This window comes from Martelella mediterranea DSM 17316 (assembly GCF_002043005.1).
Lineage (GTDB): Bacteria > Pseudomonadota > Alphaproteobacteria > Rhizobiales > Rhizobiaceae > Martelella > Martelella mediterranea.
The window spans coordinates 1,692,757-1,705,332 of the sequence record NZ_CP020330.1 but is presented as its reverse complement, the minus strand read 5'-3'; the positions used below and the strand labels follow the sequence as shown (position 1 = coordinate 1,705,332).

At 63.5% G+C, this 12,576-nt stretch carries 12 protein-coding genes; 4 read left to right on the top strand and 8 right to left on the bottom strand.

The window, feature by feature from the left end; translation table 11 throughout:
* Position 1 precedes the first annotated feature (1 nt).
* Positions 2 to 976 carry a branched-chain amino acid ABC transporter permease gene (locus tag Mame_RS07955; protein WP_018067240.1) on the top strand — a complete coding sequence of 325 codons (975 nt, stop codon included), beginning with the start codon at positions 2 to 4 and terminating at the stop codon, positions 974 to 976.
* On the top strand, positions 973 to 1,446 hold the full coding sequence (locus Mame_RS07950; protein ID WP_018067241.1) for a thioesterase family protein: 474 nt from the start codon (positions 973 to 975) through the stop codon (positions 1,444 to 1,446). Before Mame_RS07955 ends, Mame_RS07950 begins: the two co-directional genes overlap by 4 nt.
* A gap of 120 nt (positions 1,447 to 1,566) precedes the next feature.
* On the opposite strand, the gene Mame_RS07945 is transcribed toward Mame_RS07950, so the two are convergent.
* The 4 genes from Mame_RS07945 to Mame_RS07930 form a co-directional block, all read right to left on the bottom strand.
* Complete coding sequence (locus tag Mame_RS07945) at positions 1,567 to 2,769, bottom strand: acetyl-CoA C-acyltransferase (protein WP_018067242.1); 1,203 nt, start codon at positions 2,767 to 2,769, stop codon at positions 1,567 to 1,569.
* On the bottom strand, positions 2,766 to 3,242 hold the full coding sequence (locus Mame_RS07940; RefSeq protein WP_018067243.1) for an acyl-CoA thioesterase: 477 nt from the start codon (positions 3,240 to 3,242) through the stop codon (positions 2,766 to 2,768). Before Mame_RS07940 ends, Mame_RS07945 begins: the two co-directional genes overlap by 4 nt.
* Before the next feature lie 4 nt (positions 3,243 to 3,246).
* Positions 3,247 to 4,164: an SDR family NAD(P)-dependent oxidoreductase gene (locus Mame_RS07935; protein WP_018067244.1), complete on the bottom strand. Its 918-nt coding sequence runs from the start codon at positions 4,162 to 4,164 to the stop codon at positions 3,247 to 3,249.
* A 62-nt stretch (positions 4,165 to 4,226) separates the two neighbouring features.
* The gene (locus Mame_RS07930; protein ID WP_018067245.1) at positions 4,227 to 4,670 is read right to left on the bottom strand and encodes a MaoC family dehydratase; all 444 of its coding nucleotides are present in this window, start codon (positions 4,668 to 4,670) and stop codon (positions 4,227 to 4,229) included.
* Between the two features lie 168 nt (positions 4,671 to 4,838).
* Between Mame_RS07930 and Mame_RS07925 the strand changes: the two genes are divergently transcribed.
* A complete protein-coding gene (locus tag Mame_RS07925) occupies positions 4,839 to 5,507 on the top strand; it encodes a TetR/AcrR family transcriptional regulator (RefSeq protein WP_235726877.1) in 669 nt (222 codons plus the stop codon).
* Between the two features lie 49 nt (positions 5,508 to 5,556).
* A complete protein-coding gene (locus Mame_RS07920) occupies positions 5,557 to 6,714 on the top strand; it encodes an iron-containing alcohol dehydrogenase (protein ID WP_018067247.1) in 1,158 nt (385 codons plus the stop codon).
* Between the two features lie 570 nt (positions 6,715 to 7,284).
* Here Mame_RS07920 and Mame_RS07915 read toward each other — a convergent pair.
* The 4 genes from Mame_RS07915 to Mame_RS07900 all read right to left on the bottom strand — a co-directional run bounded on the left by Mame_RS07915 (position 7,285) and on the right by Mame_RS07900 (position 12,575).
* A complete protein-coding gene (locus tag Mame_RS07915) occupies positions 7,285 to 9,339 on the bottom strand; it encodes a bifunctional aldolase/short-chain dehydrogenase (RefSeq protein ID WP_018067248.1) in 2,055 nt (684 codons plus the stop codon).
* A gap of 62 nt (positions 9,340 to 9,401) precedes the next feature.
* A complete protein-coding gene (locus tag Mame_RS07910) occupies positions 9,402 to 10,349 on the bottom strand; it encodes a sugar-binding transcriptional regulator (protein ID WP_018067249.1) in 948 nt (315 codons plus the stop codon).
* A 109-nt stretch (positions 10,350 to 10,458) separates the two neighbouring features.
* Positions 10,459 to 11,574: a RuBisCO large subunit C-terminal-like domain-containing protein gene (locus Mame_RS07905; RefSeq protein ID WP_018067250.1), complete on the bottom strand. Its 1,116-nt coding sequence runs from the start codon at positions 11,572 to 11,574 to the stop codon at positions 10,459 to 10,461.
* Positions 11,574 to 12,575, bottom strand: coding sequence for a transketolase family protein (locus tag Mame_RS07900; protein ID WP_018067251.1), 1,002 nt, complete (start codon positions 12,573 to 12,575; stop codon positions 11,574 to 11,576). The genes Mame_RS07905 and Mame_RS07900 overlap by 1 nt, the downstream gene beginning before the upstream one ends.
* Between the last annotated feature and the right edge of the window lies 1 nt (position 12,576).

Genomic DNA, 12,576 nt, shown 5'->3' with positions numbered 1-12,576 from the left:
GATGATCGAAGCCGAAGAATTCGAGACGGTGGCCGAGACCACCCGCCCGCACCGGCGGCAACAGCTCGTCGTGCTGGCGCTCATTGCCCTGCTGATGCTGCTGCCGCTCTGGGTCTATCCGGTATTGCTGATGAAGCTGATGTGCTTCGCGCTGTTCGCATCGGCCTTCAACCTGCTGCTTGGCTATGGCGGCCTCCTGTCCTTTGGCCATGCGGCTTTCTTCGGCGGTTCCGCCTATGTCACGGCGCATGCGCTGAAGGTCTGGGAGGTGAACCCCGAATTTGCCATTCTCGCAGGGGTCGCCGCAGCACTTGTGCTCGGCCTGATCATGGGGCTTTTGGCGGTGCGCCGGCAAGGCATCTATTTTGCGATGGTCACGCTGGCGCTGGCGCAGATGTTTTACTTCTTCTGCCTGCAGGCGCCCTTCACCCATGGCGAAGACGGCATTCAGGGTTTCTCGCGCGGGCGTCTTTTCGGGGTTATCGATCTCGCCGACAGCAATGTGCTCTACTACGTCATCGCCATTGTCTTCGTCGCCAGCATCTTCGCGATCTGGCGGATCGTGCATTCGCCCTATGGTATGGTCCTGCAGGCCATCCGCGAGAACGAACAAAGGGCGATCTCTCTCGGCTACTCGGTGCAGCGTTACAAGCTCGGCGCCTTCGTCATGTCGGCCGGCTTTGCCGGACTGGCCGGCGGGCTCAAGGCGATCCTGTTCCAGTTCGCTACACTGACGGATGTGAACTGGCACATGTCCGGCGAGGTGATCCTGATGACGCTTCTCGGCGGGATCGGCAGCATTGCCGGGCCGATCGTCGGTGCGGGGCTGGTCGTCACCCTGCAGAACTACTTCGCCACCACCGGCTTCCCCGTGACCACGGCGCTTGGCGCGACCTTCATCGTCTGCGTCCTGCTGTTCCGCCGCGGGATCGTGGGCGAACTGCACCACCGTTTCGCTGCTAGGAGGAAATCATGAACGACGCACTATTCCAGAGCGCTTTCCGCGTGCTTCCGGACTGGGTCGACTATAACGGCCACATGGGGGATTTCGCCTATGGCATCGCCTTTTCCCGTTCCGTCACAGCGCTGATGGAGGAGATCGGCCTTGGCGAGGCCTATCGCGCCGAAAACCAAGCCACGCTCTATACGCTGGAGATGCGGATCGGTTATCAGCGCGAATGCCATGAGGGCGATGCCTTCACGGTCGCCACGCGGGTTCTGGCGGTCGATGCCAAGCGGATGCACCTCTATCAGGAGATGCTGGACGAGAGCGGAGAGCGGCTGGCCTGGTGCGAGCAGGTGCTACTCCATGTCGCCCGTAAGTCCGGCAAGCCGAAGGCCGCCCCTTTTCCCCCGGTCGCGGCCGCGCATCTCCAGGAGATGGAAATGGCGCAGCGGGATATCCCCTACCCGGATTGGCTCAACCGGCGCACCGGTCTCGGTTGAGGCTTCGCCCTCGCTTGCCCGGCGTTTCTCAGCGGTTCGAGCAGGCCTTTCGACCTGTTTAAAAACAAGAAGACGGCCACCGCACCCGATGGCCGTCTTCTTGCGATTTGGCGGTCCGGCTCAAAGAACCTCGAAAAGCCCGGCCGCACCCATGCCACCGCCAACACACATGGTGACCACCACATAGCGCGCGCCGCGGCGCTTGCCCTCGATCAGGGCGTGGCCGACCATGCGCGCGCCCGACATGCCGTAAGGATGACCGATCGAGATCGCGCCGCCATTGACGTTCATAAGTTCATCCGGGATGCCGAGCCGGTCGCGCGCGGGGATGACCTGGGCGGCGAAGGCCTCGTTGAGCTCCCAAAGACCGATGTCGTCAACGCTCAGATCGTGGGTGGCAAGAAGCTTCGTGACCGCGGATATCGGGCCGATCCCCATCTCTTCCGGCGAAACACCGGTGACGGCGATGCCGCGATAAAGGCCGAGCGGAGCCAGCCCCCGGCGTTCCGCCTCGCCGCACTCCATCAGGACAGCGGCCGAGGCGCCGTCGGACAATTGCGAGGCGTTGCCCGCTGTCACGAACGCGCCTTCAGACACCTGCTGGCCATCCTTGAATACCGGGGCAAGGCCTGAGAGACCGTCCAGCGTCGTGGAAGGCCGGTTGCCCTCGTCGCGTTCAAGCGTCACCTCGCGCATCGTGGTTTCGCCGGTTTCGCGGTCGGTGACCTGCATGACGGTGCTGAGCGGCACGATCTCATCATCGAACCTGCCGGCTGCCTGGGCGGCGGCGCTGCGCTGTTGCGACTGCAACGCATAGGCATCCTGGGCTTCGCGGCTTACGCCATTGCGGCGCGCGACGATTTCGGCGGTTTCCATCATCGCCATATAGGTTGCCGGCAGCCGCTCGCCGAGCCAGGGGTCGTGCCAGTGACGGGTGTTCATCTCGGGCGTCTGCACCAGCGAAATCTGCTCGACGCCGCCGCCGATCGTTACCGCCATCCCATCCGATATGATCTCTTTGGCCGCGATCGCAATCGCCATCAGGCCGGACGCGCATTGCCGGTCGACGCTCTGTCCCGGAACGGTTACCGGAAGGCCGGCGCGCAAAAGGCCCGTGCGCGCGATGTTCATATGGGTGGTGCCCTGCTGCAGGGCGGCGCCGACGACCACATCCTCGATCTCCGCGGGGTCGACGCCGGCGCGGCTGACGGCATGCTCGATGGCATGGCCGATCAGCCGGGGCGCGGTGGTGGCGTTGAACGCGCCGCGATAGGCCTTGCCGATCGGCGTGCGGGCGGTCGAAACGATGACGGCTTCCCTCATGACGGGGTCTCCTTGTTGTCGGTGGCAGGATCGCGCAGCAACGCCTCTGCGCAGGCAAGCAATTCAGGCGTGAGCGGGATCGGGCGTCGGGTGACGCGGTCCACATAAACGTGGACGACGCGCCCGCGAGCGGCACATGCGCCGCCCGCCCGGTCAAAAAGGCCAAAGCCCCAGGTCAGGCTGGTTCGCCCGATGGCCTCGACGCGAGCGCCGATGCTGAGCTTCGCGGGGAAGGTAATCTCCCGGAAGTACTGCGTGCCGTTCTGCACCACCAGCCCGATCGGACCCTCGGCATCGGCGGAGAGATCGAGCGCGCCGTGCTCGATGAGCGCCATATTCATCGCCGTATCGAAATAGGACAGGTAGGCCACGTTGTTCACATGGCCATAGATGTCGCAATCGTTCCATTGCGGCGCCGTATCATAGTGCCAGGCATAGGCGCTGCGCGGAAGCGGCGCGAGACGTTCGCTCATCGCCTCAATCCTTCTTCGCCAATGCCGCGCGGGCATTGGCGATGATCCGCTCGACGTGATCGAGACCGGCCATCACCTCGATCTGCCCGTCGAGACTGGCGATCTCTTCGAAACGGTCGCCGACGGTTTCGGGCGTGAATTCCTGGCCTGCGAAGCAGACGCCCTGGCTTTCGACCAGCGCAAGGCGGGCGACGGTGCCCGCGCCTGCAAGCAGTGCGGTGCGCGAGGGCGCGTCACAGCTCACCAGCCAGACCGCGGCGGGCGACACCAGATCGGGCGCGAGCAACTCCAGCATTGCCGGGTCCATCATGTCGCCGGTCATGCGCGTGGCGGCCGTAGGCACGATGGCGTTGACGTGAATGCCGTATTTCGCTCCCTCGAGATGGAGCACATTCATCAGCCCGAGCACGCCCATCTTGGCGGCGCCGTAGTTGGACTGGCCGAAATTGCCATAGCTGCCGGAGGTCGAGGAGGTGACGAGAATGCGGCCGTATTTCTGTTCGCGCATCTGCGCCCAGACGGCCTTGGTCGCGATCGTCGTGCCCATCAGATGTACCTCGACCACGCGCCGAAAATCCTCGATTTCCATCTTCGCGAACGACTTGTCGCGCAGGATGCCGGCATTGTTGATCAGCACGTCGACCCGACCGAAGGCCGAAAGCGCCTGCTCGACCATCTCCGCCATATCGGACTCGGAGGCGACGTTGCCGGCATTGGCGATGGCCCGCCCGCCCGCCGCTGTGATTTCCCGCACCACAGCTTCGCTGGCCTCCGTCGTGCCGCCGCTGCCGTCGCGCGCGCCGCCGAAATCGTTCACCACGACGGCCGCGCCGTGGCTGGCAAGGGTGAGAGCGTGCGAGCGGCCCAGGCCGCCCCCCGCGCCGGTGACGATCGCCACCTGATCCTTGAATGAAACCGTCATGTCATCTCCTCCAAATCGGTTGTCTTGATAATTCCGGTGTTGCTTGCGCCCGCGTTGCGCGGTCAATCCGTCTCTTGGTCCCCGCCCACCGTCAGGACCAGCCAGTTGGCTGCCAGGGCCGGGCGCTCCGCTCCTTCGATTTCGACGCGCGCATCGTAACTGCGCAGAACGCCACCTGCCTTGGGGGTCTCGTTCTCCAGAGTGAAACTGCCGCGCACGCGCGCGCCGACCGGCACAGGGCTGAGAAAGCGCAGCTTGTCGAAGCCGTAGTTGATTTCGACCGCGCCCGCCTTTGCCGGCGGCAGAGCGCTGCGGGTAAAGGCGGTCAGCATCGAAAGCAGGTAGAAGCCGTGCACGATCGTGCCGCCATAGCTGGTCTCCGTCTTCGCCCGTTCCGGGTCGACATGAATGAACTGATGGTCGTCAATCGCGTCGGCGAATCGGTCGACCATCGGCTGGTCGACGGTTACCCATTCGGAAAGGTGGGGGGCGTGCGCTTCGTTCAACTTGGGACCTCCTCGCATATCGGCGACTTTCTTGTTGCAACATACTCCGTAGTATGCGAATCCGGAACTGTCCAGACCGCAAACGCGACATCAAGTTTGTTGTGAGCGTTCGATATCGGCTTTATTGCTGGAAGGACGCAGATTGGGAATTGACCGCAGGGGGAACCGGTGGCGAAAAACGACATGCACCGCGAATGGGCGCTGAAGACCCGAGGTCAGGAAGAATCGGGCGCTCTCGTCGAGAGCGTGGTCGAAATCCTGGATTGCGCCGCGCTCTGCTTCACCGAAATGGGGTTTCAGGGGACCAGCATCGACGATGTCGCCCGCCGCCTCGGCGCGACCAAGGGTCGCATCTACCATTACTTCCGCTCCAAGACCGATCTGTTCTTCGAGGTCCACCGCGAAGGCATGAGACGGCTGATGGACGCGGTGAATGAAGCGATGTCGGCCGGCGGAACCGGTCGCGAGAAGCTTGTGCGCATGCTCGAGGCGCACGCCCTGACCATGATGCAGAACATCGCCTACGAGGCGGTCGTCGTGCAGGGCGTACACATGCACCGCCTAGGCGCGACCACCCCCGAACAGCGCATCAGCCTCGATGAACTGATGGATATCAGGCACAAGTTCGAACTGCTTTTCGTGGAGGCTTTCCGCCAGGGCCAGGCCGACGGCAGCATCCGGCAAGGCGCCGATGTGTCGTTGGCCGTCAAGGGCATGCTCGGCGCGGTCAACTGGATGGCGATCTGGTACCGCCCCCGCTCCGGCGAAAGCCCCGAGCAGCAGCGCGCGATGGCGCGCCGTATCACCGAACTGCAGATCGGCGGGATCGCCGGATGAAACCGGCGCGCCTCACCGGCTGGCGCGAAAACCGACTTTCGAGGAAACCATGAACAGATTTGCATTCAATACCGCCAAATCGATCCGGTTCGGGGTCGATATGCTGAACGAACTGGCGGCCCTGGTTCACGCGCAGATCGGCGACCGTATCATGCTCGTCACCGATCCGGGCATGATGGCGACGGGGATCGTCGACCGGGCGGTGGGTCTGCTGCGCGACGGCGGCATCGCCGTGGAACTGTTCGGCGATGTCCAGGCCGACCCGCCCGAGCATGTGGTGCTTTCAGCCGTCGACGCGGCGCGATCGGCTGACGCGCAAGGGATTGTCGGCCTTGGCGGCGGGTCGTCGCTGGATGTCGCCAAGCTGGTCGCGCTTCTGGTTCCGGCCAAGGAAACGCTGGCGGATGTCTACGGCGTGGACAAGGCGCGCGGCCCGCGCCTGCCGCTCATTCTCGTACCGACGACCGCCGGGACCGGCTCGGAAGTCACGCCGATATCGATCGTCACCACCGGCGCCAACGAGAAGATGGGCGTGGTCTCGCCGGTGCTTCTGCCCGATATCGCCCTGCTCGACCCCGCCCTGACCTATGGCCTGCCCCCGCACATAACCGCGGCGACGGGCATCGACGCCATGGTTCATGCGATCGAGGCCTACGCATCGGCGAGCCCCAATAACAACCCGTTGTCGCGCATGCTGGCGACGCAGGCACTGACATTGATGGGCCGGTCTCTTCTCAAGGCGGTCGAAGACGGCGCGGACCCGGCGGCGCGCTCCGACATGCTGCTGGGCTCGATGCTGGCCGGACAGGCCTTCGCCAACTCGCCGGTCGCCGCGGTCCATGCGCTCGCCTATCCGCTCGGCGGGCATTTTCATATCCCGCACGGCCTCTCGAACGCGCTGGTTCTGCCGCATGTCCTGCGGTTCAATATTGTCACCTCCCCTGCCCCCTATGCCGAGCTCGCGCCTTTCGTTTTCCCGGAACTGTCGGCTTTGGAAGGACAGGAACGGGCCGCGGCCTTCTGCGAGAAGCTTGCGGAACTGTCGCGCGCCTGCGGCCTGCAACCCAACCTCAGAGCGATGAATATTCCCGAGGACATGCTTCCGAAACTGGCCACCGACGCGATGAACCAGACCCGGCTTCTGGTCAACAACCCGCGCCCGGTCTGCGAGGAAGATGCGCTGTCAATCTACCGCGCGGCTTTCTGAAGCGGCATCTGTCGATTTATGTTTGAAACCGGGACCCGCACATTGCATGTTTTCAATGATTTGCGCGAGACTGACTTGGTTGAATGAGTGGAACAAAGGCATCGACTGCGTTCTTGATGAAACTGGGAAGCGTAGCCTTCTCGATACATTATCAAGACTGCGATACATTCATCAGTCCGCCGTCGTCGGGTCCTCAATATCGGGCGGAATCTGCATAGAGTTCTCGGCAAGGTCATAGGGTTCGACGCTCATGGATTCTCTAGCGCTGCAACGGTTCGTTTCCATGCCTTCGGCTACCCGCAACTGATTTTCAGTTCCACCCGCCGTGCCGCACGAACAATTCGCTGCCATCGCCTCGAAGCGGGCGATGCCAGAAAAAGGCGGCTTGCATCGCCTGAGAATCTCAGTGCACGGGCCTTTCCTTGCATGACAAAGTTAATGCGACAACACCACTCCGGCAGTTCATCCGTCAGAACTGGTTGTCAAACCGGGCCTTCAAAGCAAACGAGGGACAAACGAACCGGATCGTTTCATCATTGATCCGGTCGAACAAATGCCCGGACTAAGCACCTAACGCAAGGCGGCCGCGATATTGCCGCCGTCCACGGTGGTGACGTTGGCCGTCGTGCTTTCCGCGCAGGCGAGATCGAAGAAGGCGCGGGCCACATCCTCGGCCGTGACTTCGCGGTGCAGCAGGTTGCCGCCCATATAATCCTCAACGGAAAGGCCGCGCGCGGCGGCGCGGCTTTCAATCATGGCGTCGTCCAGCAGGCCGGAACGGATGCGGTCGGCATTGACGGCGTTGGAGCGGATGCCGTCCTTGCCGTGTTCCAGCGCATACTGGCGCGAGAGAAACAGGGTGGCGGCCTTGGCCAGCCCGTAAGCGCCGAAATCGGCGCCAGGATTGACCGCCTGCTTGCTGGCGTTGAACAACAGCGCGCCGCCGGTGCCCTGGGCCTTCATGATCCTGACAGCCTCCTGGGCCACGCTCTGGTGGGCGAAGAAATTCAGTTCGAAACTCCTGCGCAGCACTACGTCATCGAGTGTCGCGATCGGCCCCTGGAAGGCAGCGCCGGCATTAGAGACAACGAGATCGACGCCGCCGAAACGTGACACCGCCGCCGCAAAGCCAGCCTTGACCGACACAGGATCGGTCACATCCATCGCCACGCCGATCGCGCCATTACCGGCCTCGCGCGCCACCTCTTTGGCCCGTGCGCCATCGAGATCGGCGACGACGAGATGCGCGCCCTCGGCTGCAAATTTCCGGGCAACGGCCGCGCCGATCGCGCCGCCACCGCCGGTGACGAGCGCCACTTGGCCGGAGAGCGGCTTCGACTTGTTGCCGGCCAGCTTGGCCTGCTCCAGCGACCAGTATTCCAGCTCGAAAAGCTCCGGGCGGCTGACCGGCGCGAACCGGCCCACCATTTCCGCGTCGCGCGCCGCCTCGATCCACATCTCACCGAGATCGGCGGCGATCTTCGCCTCCTTGGCGCTGCGCCCGTGCCCGAAGAGACCGACACCCGGCACCAGGGTGAGGCGCGGCATGGCGTCGAGCACGGTCCGGTCGACATCGTCGCGGTCGTTGTTTTCGTTGAAATAGCGGGTATAGGCCTCGGCATAGCGCTCCACCGCCGCAGTCGTCGCTGCTTTGAAGCCCTCGAGGTCATCGGCAAGCGGGGCAGGCAGCACCATCGGCCCGGTCTTGATCCGGATCGACAGGTCCGGCGTGGAGACGCCGCGTTCGGCCATATCGGCGAGTTCGGCGGCGTTGACGAAGTCCATGATCGCGGGCGAGGTGCGGAAGTCATTGACCACCCGCCCGAAACGCTTGCCCTTCTGTCTGATCGCCACCGCCCCGCGCAGGATCGGCGCAATCATGTCCGGCCCGGCAAGCCCCTCCGGCAAGCTGACCGAATGAAACGCCGGTCTGCCCTCGCGCCGGACATAGTCTTCCGCGCGCGAGACATAGTCGATCATCAGGTCATAGGCCTCTTTCGCCGTCTCGGCGAAGGTGAAGATGCCGTGCTTGTCGAGAATCAAGGCATCGGCGTCCGGCTTTGCCTCGAACGCCTCGGCCGACGCCTTGGCGAGCGCAAAGCCGGGCATGATGTAGGGCACGAAGGCGAACCGGTCGCCAAACGCGGCATCGGCCAGACGCCGGCTTTCGGCCTGATCGACGATTGCCAGCACCGCTGTGGAATGCGTGTGATTGACGAATTTCTGCGGCAGGAAGGCGTGGAGCAGGGTTTCCACGGAAGGATTGGGCGAAGCCGGATCGATCAGATTGGCGCGCTGGAGGGTCACCATGTCCTCGTCCGAAAGCTTGTCGAAGGCCCGCGCCTTCAGCAGCGGGTTGAGCTTGACCGCCGGAAGCCCGGCCGGCTCGATGGTCGCCATGTCCCACCCGCTGCCCTTGACGCAAAGCACGTCGAAACGTTCGCCGACGAGGTCGCGCGCTTCCGTCTTGACCGAGGTGTTGCCGCCGCCATGGAGCACCAGGCGCGGTTCGCCGCCCAGAAGCCGGGTCGTGTAGGTGCAAAGCGCGAGGTCCTCATTGACGCCGTTTGCGCTATAGCGTTCAACTGCCGCCTTCGCCGCGGCGTCGTTCCAGAGATTTTCCATCGGTCATCCTCCCTGGGGCCGCTTGACCCCGGTCTTTACAAATATGTATCCGGTGACGGTGCTCAGGCTTTCCAGGCATCCATAAGCTGTTCGCCCATGGACCGTGTCACCACGAGGTGGGACACGAAGCCGCCCCTGAGCGCCGCCTTCAGCGCCTCGAATTTTTCGGCCTCCTGCACCACCATCAGCCGCTTGGGAATCTGGCGCACCGTGTCGAGATCGGCGGATATGCAGCGGCGATTATGCTCGCAATCCATGATCGCGCCGTCGCGGTCGATCACCTGTCCGGCAATCACGCCGGCCGCGCCCTGTTCGCCAAGCGCCTCGATCGCTTCCGCCGACAGCGCGCCGCATTTCACCAGATGGCTGTCGGGCGCAATGCCGCCGACGGAATAGAGCACCAGATCGCATTCGCCGATCATCGCCATCTGCTGGTGAATGATCTCCTCATCGCGCAACTGGGCGCACAGCGCCTCGGTGCTCAACACCAGCGGCGCGTAGAAGTTGATGCCCTCCGCGTTCAGCCGCCGGGCGATTTCGGTGGTGCACTGGTCCGGACGGTAATTATAGGGCGCGCCGAGATTGCCGCAGAGCTGGATCACGGTGACGCCCTGCAGATCGGCGAACGGCATGGCATCGGCGATGTGATAGACCGTCCGCCCCCAGGCAACGCCCACCTTGTCGCCCTTGCCGATCAACCCCTGGAATACCGCCGCGGCCACAACCGGCATTTCGGTCTCGGGGTCGAGCGCCTGGCGGTCCTCGGGCACGATCCAGACCGCGTCCAGCCCCAATGCGTCTTCCATCTCCCGCGCCAGAACGTCATCGGTAAACAGTTCGGTGGAGGTGGAGATGGTGACGATGCCCATTTCGCGGGCGCGACGCAGATACATGGCGACCGAGGCCCGCGATATGTCGAGCTGTTTCGCCACCTCGTCCTGGCGCAGGCCATGGGTGTAGTATAGCCAGGCGGCTTTGTGGAGAATGCGGTCGCTCGGTCGGATCAGCATTGGGGTCCCGTCGCTGCTTAGACATTGTTTATGTCCGGTGAAATAAGTCAATTTGCCCGTTTCGTCACCACGTCGCAAGCGGGGCAAGACTGTGCTGTCGCCCTCCGGATTATGTCGCCCTGACCGCTTCGGCAAGCCGTTTGCAGGCATCGGCCAGCGTTGCGCGCTCACGGATCAGCGCCCCCCCGATCAGATAGACGACGTCCTTGCCATAGGCGGCTTTCATTTCCGGAACGCGTTCGAAGGTCATGCCGCCGCCGGGTGCGGGCAGAATCGGCTTGATATTTGAAAACGCTTCGGAACAGCCATCGACGATCGACAGGCACTCGTCCCGCGAAAAGCCGAAACGGCCGCCGAAATTGGGATAAACGGTGGCGTCCACGCCCATCAGGCGCTGCAGCGTTCCGAAATAGAAACGATGTGAGAAACCGCAATCGCCGCCTACAACATTGGCCCCGGAAAAGGCCGGGTGCGAGATCACCGGCAGGCCGAAATCGGCATCGGCCGCCAGTTGCCGCGCAATGTCGTAACCGGCAAGCGCAGGCGCCAGCATGACGCCGCCGGCGCCCTTTTCCTTCGCCTCATAGGCGCGCTCGATGGTCCTGCCGCCTTCAGCCGTGATGTTGGGAATGAAACGGGTCCGGAATCCGGTTTTCGCATTGGCCTCGCCGATTGCATCGACGCAGGCCGCGAGCCGTTCCGAAAACGGCGCGGTCTTCTGGTCCACGAGACCGTGATCGTCCTTGACGAAATCCATGCCGCCGCGCGCGAAATCGCCCGCGAGCCGCGCAAGCTCGGCCGTCGAAAGACCGACAGGCTTGATCGCCGACATCAACAGCGGTCCGCTGGAAACGCCCGCCAGGTCGTAGAACCCCGCACGGCCGAAACGTGGGCCGGGGGTGATCGCTTCAAGCCCGTCGCAGGGCTTCATCCAGACAAGCCGGGTCTTCGAGAGGATTGAGGAATTGCCGAACAGCACATTCAGAAGCTGCAGGAAGTCGCCGCCGACATCGTCGAGACTGTAGGATATCTCGGCGATGTAGCCACCGTCCGCCGCCTCCAGCGCCTCCAGCCGGCCGAGGATTTCATCCTCGACATAGCCGGCGGGCACGATATCGCGCGGGATCTCGACGGTCTGCTCGACCGTGATGTTGAGCGCGCGCTGTTTCGCGGTCTCGTAGTCAGCATCAGAAATCAGATAGCCCGCCGAAAACCGGTTCGCCATCAGAGCGCCTCCGCCTTTTCGGCCGAATGGACCGCGTCGAGGCGCACCGCCTGCAAGGCATCATCGCTGATATCGAGCTTCTGGCCGAGCACATCTTCGATCGCGGCGACCAGAGCGCCGGCGTCGAGACCGTATTTCTTCATCAGATAGGGTTTGGATGCGCCATGGGCGAAGGTGTCGTTGAGCCCGAGGCGGCGAAGCTTCACGCCAAGCCCTTCCTCCGCGATGATCTCTGCCGCGATCGTGCCGAGGCCACCGGTGATGATATGATTTTCGAGCGTGACCACGCCCTTCTTGCCGCGTGCGGCCTCGATGAAGGTGTCGCGGTCGAAGGGCTTCAGCGTTGAGGCATGGAGGTGATGGACGCCAACGCCCTTTGCCGAAAGCGCTGCCGTGGCGCGCAGCGCCTCTTCCGTGCAAACGCCGGATGTTAGCACGAGCACATCGTCGCCCTTGCTGAGCGTACGGAGTTCGTTGAACGCAAACGGGGTCGCAAACAGCCGCGGCACCTGGCCGCGCAGCACGCGCACATAGACCGGCCCGTCAATGCTGTCGGCGACCTCGAGCACGGTTTCCACTTCGGTCGCGTCACCGGTTTCCAGCACCGTCATGTTGGGGATGGCGCGCATCACCGCGATATCCTCGATTGCCTGATGGGTGATGCCGCCAGGCGTGGTAATGCCGGGCAGAAAGCCCATCATCCGCACCTTGCGGTTGGAATAGGCGATCGAGTTGATGAGCTGGTCATAAGGACGGCGATAGAGAAACACCGCGAAGGTGTGGATGAAGGGCCGGTAGCCCTGCATCGCCAGCCCGCCGGCGAAGGACAGCATGTTCTGCTCGGCCATGCCCATGGACAGGAACTGGTCGGGATGGCGGTCGCGAAAACCATCGACCTCGCAGGACGAGGTGAGGTCGGCCGAAAGGCACATCACCTCGGGCCGCGCGGTGGCGAAGGTTTCAAACGCCGTGGCGTAGGGTCTGTTGACGATGTCCACCATG